The organism is Methylobacterium sp. CM6247 (assembly GCF_054817925.1).
Genome location: NZ_JBTXKX010000003.1, coordinates 557,689 through 575,187, shown reverse-complemented (window position 1 = coordinate 575,187; position 17,499 = coordinate 557,689). Strand labels below are relative to the sequence as shown.

Here is a 17,499-nt window from a genome sequence, read left to right as displayed (position 1 = left end):
CGCAACCTCATCGTGAGCCGCCCATGAGCCCTATCCCCTGGACCCGCCGCGCCGTCATCGACGCCCTCTGGCACGGCCGTGATCCCTTCGCGGACCCGCCGGATGACCTGCGGCCCCTCGATCTCCAGGGCTGGCGCAGCGTCCATCCCTATCTCGACGAAGCCGTCATCGAATTCCGGCCTCACGTGGTCGTGGAGATAGGCGCCTGGAAGGGCGCGAGCACACTGCATCTGGCCAGGACCATGGCGGCGCATGGCGTCGAGGGAACCGTCATCGCGGTGGATACCTGGCTCGGCGCCGTCGACCATTGGGCGGATTCGGGTCTGTTCGCCGAACTCGCCACCGAACACGGCTATCCGAGCCTCTACCGGAGCTTCCTTGCCAACGTCCTGCGCGAGGGGCTGGCGGACCGGGTCGTGCCGCTTCCACTGGACTCGGTGAACGCTGCGGAACTGATGCGCCTACGCAACGTCACGGCCGACGTCATCCATCTGGATGCCGGCCACGAAGAGGCCTCCGTGGCGGCGGACCTTCGGGCGTGGTGGCCGGTTCTGCGCCCTGGCGGCCTGTTCGTCGCCGACGATTATGACCGCCTGGGTGGGAGCTTCCCCGGGGTCACGCGGGCGGTCGACACCTTCTGCGCGGAAGCCGGCGTAAAGGGGCCCTGGTCGCAGGAGGGGAAGTGCAAGTTCCTCAAGCCGGTCTGAAACCTAGGCCGGGTGCATCGGCACCTCGGACGCCATCGCTTCAGAAGGCATAGCGGACTTGGCAATAGGGCATCAGCTCGGCCAGATGATCCTTGAAACGCGCGATCCACCGCCCTTTCCAGCCGCTTCGATAGCGCAGGTTGTCGCCGCCACCCTGTGACCGTTTTCCCTCCTGGATATCGGGCCGCCAGAGCAGGTCCTCCGCGCGGGGATGCCAGTTCAGGTTGACGGCGTGGAGATCCGCATTGTGCGTGAGCAGGATGATCTCGGCCTTGAGTTGCGCCTTCGCCGCCGCCCCGATCCCGTCATCGATGGCGGTGAACAGTTCTCGCCAATCGGCCTCCCAGCCTTCGTAGAGGATGACCGGCGAGAAGTTCACATGGACTTCGAACCCTGCCGCCACGAAGTCGTCGATGGCGGCGATGCGTTCACGCATCGGGGCCGTGCGCACATCCACCACTTTCGCGATCCGTTCGGGCATCAGGGAGAAGCGGATCCGGGTCTTGCCCTGTGGATCGTAGGTCAGCAGTTCCCGGTTCACGGCCTTCGTGGCGAAGGAGGCCTTGGCGTTCGGGAGATCCCGAAACAGACCGACCATGTCGCGCACGTTGTCCGAGAGGCTCGCATCCACGGAAAGATCGCCATTCTCGCCGAGATCGTAGACCCAATGGTCGGCATCCACCGTATCCGGCTCGGGGAGCCGTCCCTGGCGCGCGGCATGGCGGGCGATGGCGGCGCAGACCTGCTCGACATTGACGAAGAGGGATATCGGGTTGGCGAAACCCTTGCGACGGGGGACGTAGCAATAGGCGCAGGCCATGGCGCAGCCATTCGAGGTGGAGGGCGCGATGAAATGGGCGCTGCGCCCATTCGGCCGCATCGTCAGGCCCTTCTTCACCCCGAGCACCAAGGTCGAGCGCTTGATCCGCAGCCAGTCCTCCGCCGAGCCTTCGTTGCCGTGCAGGGAGGGGATGTTCCAGTGCGACGGCACCTCGATCCGCTCGGCATCGGGGAAGCGGTCGAGGATGGCGAGGCCGCGCGGGAAATTCGAAACCGCAGGCTCGTGGTAGATCGTCCTGATATCCAGAATGTCGCGGGAAAGGGCCATGCGGTGTCCTGCGGCGCGCGTTCGCCCCGTGCCACGTAAGATAGGGCTCTGGGGGCCGGAGGGGATGGCCCTCGCCGTCGATCCGGTCGTCGCGCCGCCCGTGTTTCGGGGCTCGATCGAGTCCAGCGGACGAGTGACGGGCCATCGCGGGGGAGCGAACGTCGCGCGGCGGAAATCCGAGGCGGAGATTGGCCGCCGGGCCCGATGGGCCACCCTATCGTTAACAGATAATTAACCTCGCCCTCTTTGCGGCGGTGTCGAAACATGCGCTCAAGACGCGTCCGTCACGGGAGGTGAAACTATTGCCTTGGTTGCCGCGTATCTCGGGCATGATCTGCTTCGACACGCTCATCGATCAGCTTGAATTGGAAAAGCAGGCCCTTGCGCGGGAGATGGCGCATCGCGGACCCGCGCCTTACACCCTCATCGACATGCTGATCGCGCTCGACCAGAAAATTTGCGCCTTGAGAATCCTGAGTGAAGACCGCTGACGCCGCTTTGGCCGATGCGAATTCTCCTGGGTTTGCGATCAGGCGGGACACGACGTTTCTGACGAGTCTCCCATTGCGTTGACTCCCCCGGGGAGAGACCGATCCATCACCGGGAGTTCGTGACCAGCTTCAAGCGGCAGCGCTTTGTTTCCTGTTGGATGCGAACTCGAACGCTTCCAGGGCAGGGAGGGGCCTGCTCAGAAGATAGCCCTGAGCTTCCGTGCACCCTTCGCGACGAATGCAGGACAGTTGAACGTCGTTCTCGACCCCTTCCGCCGTGATGCTCGCTCCCATGCGTCCGCCAAGTCCGACGATGGCGCGGACGATGGCGGCGGTGTCCGCATCGGCGATCTCGGAAACGAACGACCGGTCGATCTTGATCTTGTCGAAGGGAAATCGACGCAGGTAATTGAGGGATGAGTAGCCGGTGCCGAAATCGTCCAGCGCGATGCGGATCCCGAGCGCACGAAGCCGGTGAAGGCAAGCCGTCACGCTGTCCGCGTCACCGATGAGCACGCTCTCGGTGATCTCCAACTCCAGGCGGTCCGGCCTCAGACCGGACGCGGCCAAAGCCGATACGACGCAATGCTCCAGGCCGGGCGTCGTGAATTGCGCTGCCGAGACGTTCACCGCCACCCGGAGGTCGCCTGGCCAAGCCGCCGCTTCGCGGCAGGCTTCCCGCAGGGCCCAGCTGCCGAGGGGAACGATCAGGCCGGTCTCCTCGGCCAATGGGATGAAATCAGCCGGCGAAACCAAGCCTTTGACGGGGTGACGCCAGCGCATCAGGGCCTCGAAGCCGCTGGTCGTGTCGGTGGCAAGCTCGATGATCGGTTGATAATACAATTCGAACTGACCCAGCCGCACGGCTTCGCGCAGATCGAGTTCGAGAACGTTGCGCGCGGCGATCGCCGCATCCATGCCGGGCTCATAGAAGCGGAACGTGTTCCGCCCGGCTGCCTTGGCGCGGTAAAGGGCGATGTCGGCATTCTTGAACAACTGATCCGGGTCGCCGCCATCCTGCGGTCCGACGGCGATGCCGATGCTGACGCCGACACTGACGGAGCGGCCGCCGAGGTCGAAGGGCGATTGCAGCGCCTCGATCACCTGCTGCGCCGTGGTACTGGCAGTCTGAAGAAGATCGGGTTCTCTCAGCACGATGGCAAATTCGTCGCCGCCCAATCGCGCAACGGTGTCGCCCTCGTGAATGACCGACGTCAACCGCTCGGCGACGGCGCGAAGGAGGCTGTCTCCCGCCGGATGGCCGAGGCTGTCATTGACCGCTTTGAAGCGGTCGAGGTCGCAGGCGAGGACGGCGAAGATGTGCCCGCGTCGTTGGGCATTGTCCATTTCCCGGCCGAGCCGGTCCCGGAACAGCGCGCGGTTGGGCAGGCCGGTCAGCACATCATGCGTGGCCAGATGTTCGAGCTGATGTTCCGCATGCTTGCGTTCCGCGATGTCGATATGGGTGCCGACCATGCGCAGCGGGCGTCCGGTTGCGTCGCGTGTCACCACCTTGCCGCGCGATAAGATCCAGGTATGGCCCCCGTCCTTCTTCCGCATGCGAAGTTCGCATTCGAAAATCGGCGTTCGCCCGCCGATATGGTCGAGGAGGAGTCGCCGGACGGTCACGACATCGACGGGATGGGTGAGCTGTTCGCACGCCTCGATATGCCCCTCGATTTCACCGGGTTCGTAGCCGAGCATGCTCTGCCAACGGTCCGAGAGCCACACCTTGCCCGTCGGGAGGTCCCAGTCCCAAAGGCCGTCGCTGCCGCTGTCCAGGGCGAAAGCGAGCCTTTCTTCGCTGGATCGTAACGCCGTTTCCGCGGCCTTGCGGTCGGTGACGTCGCGTAACGACGACACGTAGCCGATGGGCTTGGACGAGCCGGGCAGGCGCGTGACCTTGAGGCACGCTTCGATCCATACCCACGAGCCGTCCTGCCGACGATAGCGCTGGGTCGTGATGGCTCCCTCGATCCGGCCCTCGACAAGGTCGGAGAGAACATGTCGGTGTTGGGCGACATCCTCGGGATGGACGAAATCGATGGGCCGGGTGCCGATGATGTCTTCGGGAGGATAACCGAGCACCGCCACCGACGCGGGCGAGACATAACGGCGGATGGTATCGAGGTCGGACCAGATGATGACGTCTTTGGTGTTCTCCGCGAGAAGCCGATAAGCGGCTTCGCTCGTGCGCAAGGCTTGGTTGGCCCGGCGCATGCGGTCGACGAACAGGGCGAGTCCCGCGAAACCGACAATCGTCAGCATGGTCGCGGCGATGCCCGACGCCAGCGCGAAACGCGGCAGGGTCGACGCAATCTCGGGCGCGGCCATGTTCGGGATCAGCTCGGCTGCGCCCATGGCGGCGAAATGCACGCCCGCGACGGAAATCGTCAGGAGCGTCGCCGCCACGGTGGTGGCGTATCGAAGCGTGTCGCGTGCAAAAATCACGAAGGCGATGGCCGTCAGCGACCAGCCGATGAGCAGCGCCGTGGCGAGGAGCGGCCAGTTCATCACAGGGGTAGCGGCGACCTGCAGGCTCGCCATCCCCGCGAGATGCATCCCCGTCATGCTGATGCCCAGGATCACCGCGGCCGCGACAGCCACCGCGGGGGCCGCGCTCCATCGGGACAAGGCGAGCGCCACCATCGAACCGAGAATGCCGACGAGAAGGGAAACGAGGGTGAGCGTCAGATCGTAGCCGGTCGCGAGGCCTGGATCATAGCCGAGCATCCCGATGAAGTGGGTGCTCCACATGCCGGCACCGGCCGAGAAACCAGCCGCGAACAGCCAAGCCCATGTCTCGAAGCCCTGGCTTCGAAAGACGTGGCGAACGAGCCGCAGAGCGGTGTGACTCGACACCCAACATACGAGGATGGCCAGTGGTACGACCCACCAGTGATGCTCCTCGGTCATGCACAAAAATGCACGATACATCCAACGACAGCCTTTCGCCAATTAGGGGCGAGCCTGCCGGGGTACGGTTTAAAAAACTCGGAACTTTTGCCTTAAGTTATAATAGAGGTCTGATCGAGACGGGATTTCCTCTATAAAGCCGCGACTTCCTGGCTCGCCGCCGACCTGTTCAGATGCCGGCGACCGGTGCTCACGGAGAGCGAGCCTTGCCCCAGGCTCCGTGAAACCGCACCCGCTACTTCCAGCCGCCACCGGGCAAGCGGCCGTGATAGGGCGTGTTGCGACAATGCCCCCATGGCCCGCGCCAGTAACCGGGAGGGCAGCCATTGCCGGCCCGTGCCTGATACCAGCCGCCCGGCAGGCGACCGACATAAGGCGTCGAGCGGCAATGGCCCCATGGGCCACGCCACGCTCCCGGGCCGCAGCCTCCGGCAACGCCCAGCACCGGAGCCTCACTCACAAGATTTGAGGCGATGGGAAAGGCCATCGCAGGCACCGATGCCAAACTGCAGCTAGCGACCAGGGCGGGAATGCATGGCTTCATCGTAATGATCCTCACATGGCGAGGGCATTACGCATGGGCGACTCGCGTTTTGCAAACAGCATCACGAGCGGCAGTTAGCGAAACCTCTCGATAAACTGCACATTCATCCACTGATGTAGTCGATACGAGCGTCGTTACGCTGATGACCTCCTCGTTCGGGCGTCGAAATCCCCGCTCCGCGCATCGTTACGCGTCGCTTCAAGAGCGTGGCGAGGAAGAATCGAGCCCGGAGCCCGAAACGCATCGGTTCCACGGTCGCGGACACGGTCGCATCCACGATGCTGTTGTTCTCGCGCGCCTTCCTGCCGACCGAGATGAAGCGTTTCGCATCGGTCATCCCGGTCGAGACGGGATTCATGGGCCGGCTCGGATGCAATTCCGGTCCGGTCCATGGGATGGCACGCGCCGCGTTCTTTGCCGCTTGAAGGCGCAGTCTAGAACAGGAAGTTGTCGGCGCTCAGCGACTGTGTTGGAGCAAGAAGCCGAGCATCCGCCTTTGCGGCGCGATGGCATCTCTTGAATGGCGTCCTGACGTCCCTGCATTTGGTTCGTGCCATTGCCAGGGAATGGGGCGTCAGAACGGCAGAGCCGATCCGAAAGGACGCGCCGGCCCTCGGGGTCACGGCATAGCGTTCTCCAGAATGCCATTCCGGGCGGTCATCCGCACCCGGTCCGCCGCATCGTCGGCCTGGGCGAATTGCGCATTGTAGAGGCGCCGGTAGGCCCCGTCCGCCGAGAGAAGTGCCTCGTGCCGTCCCTGCTCCACGATGCCCTCCGGGCCGACCACGACGATCCGGTCCGCCTTGCGGATCGTGGCGAGCCGGTGGGCGATGACGAGGGTGGTGCGGCCCTCGGAGAGTTCCACGAGGGAACCCTGGATCGCCTGTTCGGTCTCGCTGTCGAGGGCCGAGGTGGCCTCATCCAGGATCAGGATCGGCGGGTTCTTGAGAAACACGCGGGCAATGGCGAGGCGCTGTTTCTGGCCACCCGAGAGTTTGACGCCGCGTTCGCCGACGACGGTGTCGAGGCCGTTGGGCAGGCCCTCGATCAGGGCGGTGAGCTTGGCCCGCTCCGCGGCCTGCGCGATCCCCGCCTCGGTGGCGTCGAGCCGGCCATAGGCGATGTTCTCGCGGATCGTGCCCGCGAACAGGAAGACGTCCTGCTGCACGATGCCGATCTGCCGGCGCAGTGAGGCGAGGGTGAGGTCGCGGATGTCGATGCCGTCGATGGTGATACGCCCGCTCTCCACCTCGTAGAAGCGCGGAATGAGGGAGCACAACGTCGTCTTGCCGGCCCCGGACGGGCCGACGAAAGCGACGGTCTCCCCGGCCGCGATGTCGAGATCGAGCCCCGACAGGACGGGCCGGCCGGCGGTGTAGCCGAAACTCACCTCCTCGAAGCGGATGTCGCCCTTCAGCGCCGGCACGGAGACGGCGCCGGGGCGGTCGACGATGTCGGGTTCGGTGGCGAGCAGCTCGGCGTAGCGCCGGAAACCCGCGACCCCCTTCGGGTAGGTCTCGACGACGGCGCCGATCTTCTCGAGCGGCCTGTAGAAGACGCCCACCAGCAGCAGGAATCCAATGAACCCACCGGGCGAGAGCTCACCGCGCACGACGAAGGCCGCGCCGCCCAGCAGCACGACGATCTGGACGAGCCGCATGCCGAGATAATTGATCGACAGGCTGGCCGCCATGATCCGGTAGGCTTCGAGCTTGGTCTCGCGGTATTTCCGGTTGTCGGAGGCGAACAGGCGCCGCTCGTGCGGCTCGTTGGCGAAGGCCTGCACCACGCGGATGCCGCCGACATTCTCCTCGATCCGGGCATTGAAGGCGGCGACACGACCGTATTGCGTCTGCCAGTTCCGCGTCATGCGACCGCCGTAGCGGAGGGTGACGAAGGCGATCACCGGTAGGATGGCGGCGGTCAGGAAGGCCAGCGGCGGGTGGACGTAGAGCATCAGCGCGAAGGCGCCGACCAAGGTCATCACTGCGATGAAGAGGTCCTCCGGGCCGTGATGGGCGACTTCGCCGATCTCCTCCAAATCCTTGGTGACGCGGGCCACGAGGTGGCCGGTCTTCTGGTTGTCGAAATAGCGGAACGAGAGCTTCTGCAGATGATCGAAGGCACGGCGACGCATCTCGGTCTCGATATTGATGCCGAGTACGTGCCCCCAATAGGTCACCACCACCATGAGGCCGGCATTGGCCACGTAGATCACGCCGAGGCCGACGGCGGCGAGCACGATCAACTGCCAGTCCTGGCGCGGCAGCAGCACATCCACGAAGGCCTTCACGGCCATGGGGAAGCCCAGTTCGAGCAGGCCCGACAGGACCGCGCAGCCGAAATCGACGAGGAACAGGGTCCGGTGCGGGCGGTAATAAGCGAGGAAGTCCTTCAGCATGATGCTTTCGTCAGGTGATCGACGGGGCAGAGGGCGCCGCAGGAGGGGACGCCCGGTATGCGGTAGCGCATACAGCAAACCCGCCGCCGCCGCTCCTCGCCGCCTCGGAAAGCCTGGGCCAGCGGGCAGCGGCCGAACGCATCGCCACAGCAACGCCCGAGGCATGCCTCGGCGCGGGAGGAGGCCGGAACCGCGTCACGGCTCAACTCGCGCAGGGCGAAATCGGCGGTCACGCCGGCATTGCACCAGAGGACATGGCGGGAGAGGCCGTAATGCGTCTGGCACAGGTCGAAGAACGGTCGCAGATGCCCCTCGATCAGGGGTTCGAGCCCGGGCTCCGGGCCTGCGCGCCGGTCGTCCTCCTCCGCCACGATGAAGCGGGAGACGATGCCGTTCTCGTCGAGTTCGAAGCCGACCCGGTCGAACCCGATCGGCAGGGCACGGCCGAGGCGGCTGAGCGCGGTGAAGTAGGGGATGATCAGGGCGGGGAGGTAGTACTGCGTCCAGAGCGAGACGAGGGCGCGGCGGTCGGCGGTCTCGAAGCCTTCGCCTGATGCCCTGCCGAACCCGTCCACCACCTCGTCGAACCTGGCCTTGCTGGTGAGGATCGAGAGCGGCCGGGTGCCGGACCCGGACGGCGCCGTGGCGATCCGGCAGCCGAAGGCCGACAGCGACGGTGGAACCAGGGCGGCAAGTTGATCGATCATGCGACCCCCGCGACCCGATCGGCATCGAGGGTCCGGCGAATCGTCGCGCGCAGGGCGGCGAAGGCGACGGTGTAGAACAGGATCGCGGTGGTGAAGTAGCCCGGCCAGCCCACATGCGCCGCGAGCGCCGGCGCGGCGACCCGCAGCGGCATCGCGGCAAAGAATGCCGCCCCGAACAGGAGCGCGTAATCGGTGGCGGGGCGAGGCCCCTGCGCCCAGCGATAGATCATGTTGAACACCGGCACTCCGAGCCCTCCGCCGCTGACGATGCCGACGATCGTCGCGGCTATGGCGAGCGTGGCCGAACCGATGGCAGCGCTGGCGATCATCAACCCGCCTCCGGCGATCACGCCCAGCGCCGAGACCGTGATCAGTCGCAGGGTCCCGACCCGTCGAACGAGGACGCCCGAGACCAGGGCCATGACGAGGTTGATGACAGGCGAGAGAGAACCGGTGACAAATCCGACCTCCCGCAACGGCACCCCGAGATCCAGCAGGGCGAGGTTGTTCAGGCCGGAGAGGGCGAACATGGCCGCGAAGTACAGGCCCAGGACCAGGATGCGCGGCGCCAGGAGGCGCAGGCGTTCGAACGGGGCTGCCACGCGCTCCGCCTCAGCGGCACCGCGGCGGAGCCGGACTTCCGGGTAGCGCAGCATCGGCAGCAGGCAGAGAAGGTTGAGGCCGGCGATGCCCAGCACGGCGGCCTGCCAGCCGACCGGGTCGTAGTACCCGACCAGTAGCCCCGCGCCGGCGATTCCGCCCAGCGACGCACCGGAGAGTTTGGCCGACGCCACGAAGGGCCGCCGGTCGGCGGGCACCGTCTCGACCACCAAAGCTTCGAGGGCGATGTCCATGGTGGCGACGCAGAAGCAGGTCGCCACCGCGAGGCCGAGGAGGAGACCGAGCGGCCACGCCTCGCCCAGGCTCAGCACCAGCAGCAATGCGATGGTCGCGCCCTGCATCAGCGCGATCCAGCCGATGCGATGCGGCAGGCCGGGCAGGCGCAGCCTGTCGATGGCGACGGCCCAGAGAAACGTCAGACCGACAGGCAAGTTGATAAGCTGCAACAGGCCGATCTCGGCGAGTTCGACGCCGCGTGCCCGCAGGATCAGCGGGGCGCCGCTGGCCAGGAAGCCGAGCGTGGTCCCGAAGGTGATGTAGAGGCAGAAGAACGGCAGCAGGGGCCGCGCCCGGCGCCACGCCCTGGACGCTCCCTCGAACCAGATCCCGCTCATGCGATCCGCGCCACCCGGCCCGGTTGCCCGGCGAGGATAGGCATGGACCCTGGGAACCATCCTCCCGCGCGGGTCACGCCGGCTCCTCCGAGAATGCACTTTACCGGCCTCGACTGACGCGGCGACCGATCCGCGATCCGGCGCGCGACGTGACAGGGCCTCCCTTCGGACATCCGGAGCCTCCCTGATTCCTGAAGCGCACGTTGTTTTTAAGCAGTCTAATCTGCTGTAAACATTGGCCTTTCTTTGGGATTATGCCGCGCGTGTCCGTCATGCAAGGTCCGTTTGGACGCAGTGCCGCCGGCCTTCGCTTCTCTTGCTCTGCGTCTGGCTTCTATTGCCCCGGCATGGTGAGGATGAGCGGCCCGCTGCGCGAGGCGATGACCGTATGCTCGTATTGCACGGTGAGGGCCTTCGGCTGGCTGTAAAGGGTCCAGGGATCGTCGCCGTCCTCGGCGAACTCCGCGCCGAGGGACAGGAACGGCTCGACGGTAAAGACCAGCCCCTCCTGCATGATCCGTCGCTCGGAGGCGTCGGGCCAGGTGGCGATCTCGGTCGGCTCCTCGTGCAATGACAGGCCCACGCCGTGGCTGGCGAGGTTGCGGACCAGGGTGTAGCCGTTCTTCCGCGCGAAGGCTCCGACGGCCCGTCCGATATCGGCCAGGGGCTTGCCGGCGCCGACCTGGCGCAATCCCGTCCACATCGCCCGGCGCCCGTCCCTGCACAGTCGCTCCACCGCCCGCGTCACCGGCGGCACGGCGAAGGACGCGCCCGTATCGGCGAAGTAGCCGTCTTTCTCGGCGGACACGTCGATATTGACGAGATCGCCCGGATTGATCCTGCGGTCGCTCGGAATGCCGTGCGCGATCTCCTCGTTGACGCTGATGCAGGTGGCTCCGGGAAAGGCGTAGACCAGTTCCGGTGCCGGGCGAGCTCCGGCCGCCTCCATGATTCGCCGCCCGATCCCGTCGAGTTCGCGGGTGGTCATGCCGGGCTCGATGGCCTTACCCATCGCCTCGAGGGTGTCAGCGACGATGCGCCCGATCTGCTTCAGGCCGGCAAGCTCGTCGTCGTTCGACACCGTCATGTCGTCTTCCCTTCATGGCACCGGAGGCGGCTCCGCCCGCGCGGTTCTGCCATTCTCCGCGAGCCCGGCAAAGCCTGGGTTGCCCCACACGCAAATCACCTCACACGGGTCCGATATGCATATGAGGGCCGGCACCCCGCTCAGGCCGCGAAGGCGCCACGCGAGCGCAGGGCCGCGATCTCCTCCGTCGAGAGGCCGAATTCCGAGAGCACGTCCTCGGTATGCTCGCCGAGAAGCGGCGCGTGCCTGCGCGCGCGCTGCGGCGTGCCGGTGAGCTTTACGGGGAAACCGATATTCGGCACCGTGCCCTCGATCGGGTGGGGAACCTCGATGCGCATCTGCCGGTGCCGGCCATGCTCGCTCTCGAATGCTTCAGGATAGGTGTTCATGCGGCCGGCCGGAATGCCGGCTTCGAGGAGCAGGGACACCCATTCCTCGGCGGTCCTGGCGGCAAAGCTCCGCTCCAACTCCTCGATCAGTTCCTCGCGGTTGGCGAGCCGCGCGGGAATGTCGACGAAGCGGCTATCCTCGAAGAGTTCGGCGCGGCCGAGTACATCACAGAGTAGGCGCCAGAGCTTCTGATTCGTGGCCCCCATGACGAAGTAGCCATCGGAGGCGCGAACCGCCTGGTAGGGGGCGCTCATGCGGTTGGAGGTGCCGAGCGGCTGCGGGATCCGGCCCGTCCCCCAATATTCCGATACATCCCAGATCGAGAAGGCCAATGCCGCGTCGAAGAGCGAGGCATCGATATACTGGCCCTCGCCGCTGGCCTGCCGGCCGATATAGGCGGAGAGGATCGCGTAGACGGTGAACAACGCACAGCCGATATCGGCGACCGGCACGCCGGCCTTCACCGGCGGACCGCCTGGATGACCGGTCACGCTCATCACCCCCGACATCGCCTGCGCCATCAGGTCGTAACCGGGGCGCTTCGCCCAGGGACCCGACTGGCCGAAGCCCGAGATGCTCGCATAGATGAGACCCGGATTGCGGGCGCGCATCGCCTCGTATCCGAGGCCGAGGCGCGCCATCACGCCGGGACGGTAATTCTCGACCAGCACGTCCGCAGTGGCGGCCATATCGAGAAGAAGGTCGCGCCCCGCATCGGATTTGAGGTTCAGGGCAACGCTGCGCTTGTTCCGGTTCATGTTGAGGAAGCCCATGCTGTCGGGCCCCTTCATCTTGAATCCCATGGCGCCGCGTGTCTGGTCGCCCGTGCCCGGCGGCTCGATCTTGATGACATCCGCTCCGAGATCGGCGAGCAGCATGCTGCAGAACGGCCCCGCCATCACCTGCGTCACGTCGAGAACGCGGATGCCCGCGAGGGGGAGGGGGCGGGGGCCATCGTGCACGGAGTGATCCATCGTGCTCGTTTCCTGTTTTGCGCCGGGGCCGGGCGTAGCCCGCCGGCGGTGGCGTTACGCGAGGAGGACACGAATCGCCGTGAGCATCTCCTCGCCCCGCTTGCGGGGAGAGGGCCGCGACGACCTCGTCGTCGGCGCGGCGAGGCGGCAGCCGAAGGTGAGGGGGCGGTTCCGGGGGAGTCTCGTCCGGCGACGCCCCCTCACCCTCGCTCCGCTCGTCACAGGCACGACGGGGTGCCTGTGACCCTCTCCCCGCGTGCGGGGAGAGGGGAATGCGCTCTCGCTTCGGCTCGAGTCGGCGAAGTTAGGATCGCACTACTCCGCCGGCACGGCCCGCCCGAGCGGTAACACCGGTTCCTCTTCGAACGGCCGTTCCGGGTGCATGGTGAAGGCGAGGCCTGCACCCAGGAGGCAGAGGCCGATGGAGCCGACGAAGGGCAGGGTCCAGCTCCCCGTCATGTCTACGATCATTCCAAATACGATCGGCGAGATGATCGCCGCCACCGCCGAGCCGGTGTTCATGAGACCCGCTGCAGTACCCGAATATTTCGGTGCGATGTCCATCGGCACCGACCAGATCGGGCCGATCACCAGTTCGGCGAAGAAGAAGCCGGAGCTGAGCAGCAACGCCACCAGTGTCAGGTCCCTGGTGAAGAACACGCCGGTGAGGCTTGCCGCCGCGCCGAGGAAGCCGACCACGATGACGCTGAGCCGGGCAAGCTTGAGATCGCCGGTGCGCTTCAAGATGCGGTCGCTGAAGACGCCGCCCAGGGTGTCGCCGACGACGCCGGCGAAGAACACGCCCGACGCGAACAGGGCCGAGTTCTTCAGATCGAGCCCATAATTGAGCTTGAAGAAGCTCGGGAGCCAACCGAGGAACAGCCACAGGGTCCAGCCGTAGCAGAAATAGGTCAGCGTCACCGGTAGCATGCGCCGGGTGAGGCGGCCCCAAGGCACGTTCTGCTTGGCGCCGACCTTGCTCGGAGGTGGCAGGACCGCGAGTTCCTCCGGGGTGATCGCCGGGTGTTCTTTCGGATCGTCGCGAAAGTACCAGAACCAGACGACGACCCAGGCGAAGCTCGCCACGCCTAAGATGACGAAGCCGAGGCGCCAGCCGAACTGGTAGATCAGGAAGGCCACGATGGGCGGCGCCACCGCGTTGCCCAGTCGCGCGAAGGCATGCGTGATGCCCTGCGCGAAGCCACGCTTGCCCGGCGCGGTCCAGTTCTGCATGGCGCGGGTGGCGGTGGGGAAGGTCGCCCCCTCACCGAAGCCGAGGAGCACCCGGGCGAGGAACAGGCTGATGAGGCCTCCCACCATTCCAGTCAGGATCGTCGCCGAGGCCCAGATCAGGCCACAGACGAGGAGCGTGCGCCTCGCGCCGAACTTGTCACCTACCGAGCCGCCGATGACTTGGAAGATGGCATAGGGATAGGCGAAGGCGGACAGGATCAGGCCGAACTGAGTGTTCGACATCCCGAGATCTTTCATGATCTCGCCGCCCGCCGTGGCGATGTTCACCCGGTCGAGATAGGTGACGAAATACATCAGGCAGAGCAGGAACAGCACCATGTTCGACGCTGAGACGCGTCTTTTGGCTGGCGTCATCGGGGTTTCCTCGGGTTGAGCGCGCCACCCGCCCCGGTTTGATCACCGGTTGTTTGTGGGATCACGCGTGGTTGGTATGATCGGCGCGGCTCTCCTCCCTACAAGGGGGAGGGGACCTGCTACTCAATCGTCGATACCGGAGCGCAGGGCGTCCATGGCCGCCAGCACGCCGCCGCGCGTGTGCGGGACGCCGCCGGCCTTGAGGCCCATTTCGACGCCCGACAGCGCCGCCATCAGCATCAGGTCGTTGCATTCGCCGAGATGGCCGATGCGGAAGACCTTACCCGCCACCTTGGCGAGGCCGGTGCCAAGGGAGAGGTCGTATTTCTCGAGGATCAGATTGCGCAGGGCATCCGCGTCATGGCCCTCCGGCATCACCACGGCGGTGAGCACGGGCGAGTATTCGGACGGCTCCTGGCACAGTACCTCCAGGCCCCACCCCTCCACGGCGGCGCGCGTGGCGGCGGCGAGACGCTGATGGCGGGCGAAAACCTGGGCCAAGCCTTCCTCCATCAACATGGCGATGGCTTCGCGCAGGCCGTAGAGCAGGTTCGTGGCGGGCGTATAAGGGAAGTAACCGCCGGCATTCGGCTTCAGCATGTCCTCCCAATCCCAATAGGAGCGCGGTAGCGTCGCTGTCTTCGCTGCGGCCAGGGCCTTATCCGACACAGCGACGAGGCCGAGGCCCGGCGGCAGCATCAAGCCCTTCTGCGAGCAACTCACAGCGACGTCGACGCCCCATTCGTCATGGGCGTATTCGGCCGAGCCGAGCCCCGAGATCGTGTCGACGAGGAAGAGAGCAGAGTGGTTCGCCCGGTCGATGGCTTTGCGGATGTCCGCGATCCGGCTCGTGGCCCCAGTGGAGGTCTCGTTGTGGACCACCATCACCGCCTTGATCGACTTAGCGCGGTCCTCGGCCAGGATCGCCTCGACCCGCGCCGGATCGACCCCGCGGCGCCAGTCGCCGGGGACGAACTCCACTTCGATGCCCCAGCGCGCCGCCATCTGTTGCCATAGGGTGGCGAAATGGCCCGTCTCGAACATCAATACCCGGTCGCCCGTGGAGAGCGTATTGACGATGGCGGATTCCCAAGCGCCTGTGCCGGAACCCGGATAGATGATCACTGGCGAGCGCGTCTGGAAGACGGACTGGGCGCCTTCCAGCACCGCCTTGCCAAGCCCGGCGAAATCGGGGCCGCGATGGTCGATCACGGGCATGTCCATGGCCCGCAGGACGCGCTCGGGTACCGGACTGGGGCCCGGAATATGCAGGAAATGGCGTCCGGTCCGTGTCGTCATCGAGATCTCCGCGATGGCCCGTCGAGGGAAAGCTGTACCCCGGATCGATGCTTTAAGAGGTAACGGGGCGGAAAATTGCATTCATTTTTTGAGAGGGCAAGAACTATTATGCGGACATCCATCCTCGACCTCCGCGCTTTCGGCTGCTAAGTTCGCATTATGGTGCTTGACCCTGTCACAGAGCCGGAGGCCGATGCCGGCCTCGCCGCGATCGACGGAGCGCGTTTCCCCGCGTTCCCATCACTCGTGAAATCCCTCCACGGCGAGCTTCTGGCCCGCCTGCGGGACTACATCGTCGAGGGCAATCTCGCTGCTGGCGCACGGGTGCCGGAGCGCATGCTCTGCGAGCATTTCGGCATCTCGCGCACGCCCTTGCGAGAGGCGCTGAAGGTGCTGGCCTCCGAGGGGTTGATCGAGCTTCTGCCGAACCGGGGCGCGCGGGTGCGCCAGCTCGGCGCCGAGGAACTGGTGGACCTGTTCGACGTGATGGGTGGTCTCGAGGCCTTGGCCGGGCGCCTGGCCTGCGAAAAGATCACGCCGGAAGCCTATGCGGAGATCGAGCGTCTCCATCACGAGATGTACAGCAGCTACATGCGGCGCGATCTGCATGGCTATTTTGCCTGCAATCAGGCGATTCACGACCGGATCGTTCAGGCGGCCGATAACGAGCCGTTGCGGACGAGCTACGCCAACTTCGCGGGGCGCCTGCGCCGTGTGCGCTACTCCGCCAATCTGGACGAGAACCGAGACCGCTGGGGCGAGGCGATGCGCGAGCACGAGGAAATTCTCGATGCGTTGCGCCGGCGCGCCGGCAGCGAGCTCAGCGATATTTTGTTCAGGCACCTGCGAAATAAGCGCCGCGCGGCGGAAGGGCGGGAGACGGCGCCTCCGCCGGACGATGCCTCCGCCGCGTCGTGATGGCGGTTCAGCGGCGCTCGCCGTGAAATCGCTCGGCTTGGGCCTGGATCACTTCCGCCGCTTCCAGGATTCCGGCCCGATTGACGTCGAGATGGGTGGTCGCGCGGATCTGGTGCTGCCCGATGGCGCGGATGCGGATGCCCTCGGTGAGGCAGGCTTCGGCAAAGGCCGTTGCGGTGATGCCCAGCGGCTCCACCGAGAAGCACAGGATGTTGGACTGGGCCGCATCTGGCGCGATGGCGAGGCCGGGCGCGCCAGCGATGCGGGTCTTCAACTCACCGGCATTGGCATTGTCGAGTTCCAGCTGGTCCACATGGTGATCAAGAGCGTAGAGGCCGGCCGCAGCGAGGATGCCCGACTGACGCATGGCGCCACCGAGCCGGTACTTCCACCGCCACGCCTCGATGATAAAGTGCGACGAGCCGCACAGAACGGCGCCGACCGGGCAACCGAGGCCCTTGCTCAGGTCGATCCAGGCGCTGTCGAAGCCTTTGGCATAATCTCTGGCGGAGATGTCGGTGGCAGCCACCGCGTTGAGCAGGCGCGCCCCGTCGATATGCGCCTTCATGCCCTTGTGATGGGCGAGGTCGCGGATGCGGCGCATGTCGGTGAGCGGCCAGACCGAGCCGCCGGAAAAGCTCGTGGTCTGCTCCACCGAGACCAGGGCCGAGCGCGGCGCCGTGCGGGCGGGCGGGCGGATCGCCGCTTCGAACGCCTCGGGCGTGTAGATGCCGGCCGGGGTCGCCAAGGCCTTCACCGAGACGCCGCCGATGGCCGCCGAGCCGGCGGCCTCGGTGTTGTAGATATGGGACTGATCGTCGACCACGATCTCGTCGCCGGGCCGGGTCTGGACCAGGATCGAGACGAGGTTGCACATCGTGCCCGAGGGCATGAACACCCCCGCTTCCATCCCAAGCAGTGTTGCGACGCGCTCGCACAAGGCGAGGGTCGTCGGATCGGAATCGGATTGCTCGTCGCCGACCTCCGCGCGTGCCATGGCGTCGCGCATGCCGGGCGTTGGCCGCGTCTGCGTATCGCTATACAAATCGATCATCTGCCGGCCCTGTTTTGCATGCAATCCGTGCGGGCCATTCTAGCCGGTCGGGACGATCCC

At 65.9% G+C, this 17,499-nt stretch carries 16 protein-coding genes; 4 read left to right on the top strand and 12 right to left on the bottom strand.

The genetic code is table 11. The features are described 5' to 3' along the window. Nucleotides 1-23: 23 nt before the first annotated feature. A complete protein-coding gene (locus ACYQOP_RS03545; protein ID WP_461221179.1) occupies nt 24-707 on the top strand; it encodes a class I SAM-dependent methyltransferase in 684 nt (227 codons plus the stop codon). 40 nt (nt 708-747) lie between these two features. Here ACYQOP_RS03545 and ACYQOP_RS03540 read toward each other — a convergent pair whose 3' ends face one another. Next, on the bottom strand, nt 748-1,815 hold the full coding sequence (locus tag ACYQOP_RS03540; RefSeq protein WP_207409913.1) for a spore photoproduct lyase family protein: 1,068 nt from the start codon (nt 1,813-1,815) through the stop codon (nt 748-750). Nucleotides 1,816-2,069: 254 nt separating this feature from the next. Between ACYQOP_RS03540 and ACYQOP_RS03535 the strand changes: the two genes are divergently transcribed. After that, on the top strand, nt 2,070-2,306 hold the full coding sequence (locus ACYQOP_RS03535; protein WP_461221178.1) for a hypothetical protein: 237 nt from the start codon (nt 2,070-2,072) through the stop codon (nt 2,304-2,306). 129 nt (nt 2,307-2,435) lie between these two features. Here ACYQOP_RS03535 and ACYQOP_RS03530 read toward each other — a convergent pair whose 3' ends face one another. The 8 genes from ACYQOP_RS03530 to ACYQOP_RS03495 all read right to left on the bottom strand — a co-directional run bounded on the left by ACYQOP_RS03530 (nt 2,436) and on the right by ACYQOP_RS03495 (nt 12,560). Beyond that, nucleotides 2,436-5,222 (bottom strand): bifunctional diguanylate cyclase/phosphodiesterase, encoded by a 2,787-nt coding sequence (locus ACYQOP_RS03530; protein ID WP_461221177.1) that lies wholly within the window; start codon nt 5,220-5,222, stop codon nt 2,436-2,438. Nucleotides 5,223-5,457: 235 nt separating this feature from the next. Further along, the gene (locus tag ACYQOP_RS03525) at nt 5,458-5,709 is read right to left on the bottom strand and encodes a GCG_CRPN prefix-to-repeats domain-containing protein (RefSeq protein WP_461221176.1); all 252 of its coding nucleotides are present in this window, start codon (nt 5,707-5,709) and stop codon (nt 5,458-5,460) included. A 160-nt stretch (nt 5,710-5,869) separates the two neighbouring features. Next, complete coding sequence (locus ACYQOP_RS03520; protein ID WP_461221174.1) at nt 5,870-6,124, bottom strand: hypothetical protein; 255 nt, start codon at nt 6,122-6,124, stop codon at nt 5,870-5,872. A gap of 261 nt (nt 6,125-6,385) precedes the next feature. Continuing rightward, nucleotides 6,386-8,167, bottom strand: a complete 1,782-nt coding sequence (locus tag ACYQOP_RS03515) for an ABC transporter ATP-binding protein (RefSeq protein WP_461221172.1) — start codon at nt 8,165-8,167, stop codon at nt 6,386-6,388. Beyond that, entirely contained in the window at nt 8,161-8,874 is a 714-nt protein-coding gene (fhuF, locus tag ACYQOP_RS03510; RefSeq protein ID WP_461221170.1) for a siderophore-iron reductase FhuF, read from the bottom strand. The genes ACYQOP_RS03515 and fhuF overlap by 7 nt, the downstream gene beginning before the upstream one ends. Continuing rightward, the gene (locus tag ACYQOP_RS03505) at nt 8,871-10,109 is read right to left on the bottom strand and encodes an MFS transporter (RefSeq protein ID WP_461221168.1); all 1,239 of its coding nucleotides are present in this window, start codon (nt 10,107-10,109) and stop codon (nt 8,871-8,873) included. The genes fhuF and ACYQOP_RS03505 overlap by 4 nt, the downstream gene beginning before the upstream one ends. 334 nt (nt 10,110-10,443) lie before the next feature. Then, nucleotides 10,444-11,196, bottom strand: a complete 753-nt coding sequence (gene map / locus ACYQOP_RS03500) for a type I methionyl aminopeptidase (protein WP_461221166.1) — start codon at nt 11,194-11,196, stop codon at nt 10,444-10,446. A gap of 140 nt (nt 11,197-11,336) precedes the next feature. Then, nucleotides 11,337-12,560, bottom strand: a complete 1,224-nt coding sequence (locus ACYQOP_RS03495) for a CaiB/BaiF CoA transferase family protein (protein WP_461221164.1) — start codon at nt 12,558-12,560, stop codon at nt 11,337-11,339. Between the two features lie 79 nt (nt 12,561-12,639). On the opposite strand from ACYQOP_RS03495, the gene ACYQOP_RS03490 reads away from it, so the two are divergent. After that, the gene (locus ACYQOP_RS03490) at nt 12,640-12,804 is read left to right on the top strand and encodes a hypothetical protein (protein ID WP_461221162.1); all 165 of its coding nucleotides are present in this window, start codon (nt 12,640-12,642) and stop codon (nt 12,802-12,804) included. 71 nt (nt 12,805-12,875) lie between these two features. Here ACYQOP_RS03490 and ACYQOP_RS03485 read toward each other — a convergent pair whose 3' ends face one another. Then, on the bottom strand, nt 12,876-14,168 hold the full coding sequence (locus ACYQOP_RS03485) for an MFS transporter (RefSeq protein ID WP_461221160.1): 1,293 nt from the start codon (nt 14,166-14,168) through the stop codon (nt 12,876-12,878). Between the two features lie 123 nt (nt 14,169-14,291). Continuing rightward, nucleotides 14,292-15,467 carry a pyridoxal-phosphate-dependent aminotransferase family protein gene (locus ACYQOP_RS03480; protein ID WP_461221158.1) on the bottom strand — a complete coding sequence of 392 codons (1,176 nt, stop codon included), beginning with the start codon at nt 15,465-15,467 and terminating at the stop codon, nt 14,292-14,294. Nucleotides 15,468-15,626: 159 nt separating this feature from the next. Here ACYQOP_RS03480 and ACYQOP_RS03475 point away from each other — a divergent pair, with 159 nt between their 5' ends. Further along, the gene (locus ACYQOP_RS03475) at nt 15,627-16,385 is read left to right on the top strand and encodes a GntR family transcriptional regulator (RefSeq protein ID WP_156467659.1); all 759 of its coding nucleotides are present in this window, start codon (nt 15,627-15,629) and stop codon (nt 16,383-16,385) included. A 7-nt stretch (nt 16,386-16,392) separates the two neighbouring features. Here the strand turns inward: ACYQOP_RS03475 and ACYQOP_RS03470 are convergent, their stop codons facing one another. Continuing rightward, entirely contained in the window at nt 16,393-17,439 is a 1,047-nt protein-coding gene (locus ACYQOP_RS03470) for a threonine aldolase family protein (protein ID WP_461221156.1), read from the bottom strand. Nucleotides 17,440-17,499 lie beyond the last annotated feature (60 nt).

What these genes read in the sequence shown, in the direction of transcription:
- ACYQOP_RS03545 (WP_461221179.1), top strand. Translation starts at nt 24, where the DNA reads ATGAGCCCTATCCCCTGGACCCGCCGCGCCGTCATCGACGCCCTCTGG.
- ACYQOP_RS03540 (WP_207409913.1), bottom strand. Translation starts at nt 1,815, where the DNA reads ATGGCCCTTTCCCGCGACATTCTGGATATCAGGACGATCTACCACGAG.
- ACYQOP_RS03530 (WP_461221177.1), bottom strand. Translation starts at nt 5,222, where the DNA reads ATGACCGAGGAGCATCACTGGTGGGTCGTACCACTGGCCATCCTCGTA.
- ACYQOP_RS03525 (WP_461221176.1), bottom strand. Translation starts at nt 5,709, where the DNA reads ATGGCCTTTCCCATCGCCTCAAATCTTGTGAGTGAGGCTCCGGTGCTG.
- ACYQOP_RS03520 (WP_461221174.1), bottom strand. Translation starts at nt 6,124, where the DNA reads ATGAATCCCGTCTCGACCGGGATGACCGATGCGAAACGCTTCATCTCG.
- ACYQOP_RS03515 (WP_461221172.1), bottom strand. Translation starts at nt 8,167, where the DNA reads ATGCTGAAGGACTTCCTCGCTTATTACCGCCCGCACCGGACCCTGTTC.
- fhuF (WP_461221170.1), bottom strand. Translation starts at nt 8,874, where the DNA reads ATGATCGATCAACTTGCCGCCCTGGTTCCACCGTCGCTGTCGGCCTTC.
- ACYQOP_RS03505 (WP_461221168.1), bottom strand. Translation starts at nt 10,109, where the DNA reads ATGAGCGGGATCTGGTTCGAGGGAGCGTCCAGGGCGTGGCGCCGGGCG.
- map (WP_461221166.1), bottom strand. Translation starts at nt 11,196, where the DNA reads ATGACGGTGTCGAACGACGACGAGCTTGCCGGCCTGAAGCAGATCGGG.
- ACYQOP_RS03495 (WP_461221164.1), bottom strand. Translation starts at nt 12,560, where the DNA reads ATGGATCACTCCGTGCACGATGGCCCCCGCCCCCTCCCCCTCGCGGGC.
- ACYQOP_RS03485 (WP_461221160.1), bottom strand. Translation starts at nt 14,168, where the DNA reads ATGACGCCAGCCAAAAGACGCGTCTCAGCGTCGAACATGGTGCTGTTC.
- ACYQOP_RS03480 (WP_461221158.1), bottom strand. Translation starts at nt 15,467, where the DNA reads ATGACGACACGGACCGGACGCCATTTCCTGCATATTCCGGGCCCCAGT.
- ACYQOP_RS03475 (WP_156467659.1), top strand. Translation starts at nt 15,627, where the DNA reads ATGGTGCTTGACCCTGTCACAGAGCCGGAGGCCGATGCCGGCCTCGCC.
- ACYQOP_RS03470 (WP_461221156.1), bottom strand. Translation starts at nt 17,439, where the DNA reads ATGATCGATTTGTATAGCGATACGCAGACGCGGCCAACGCCCGGCATG.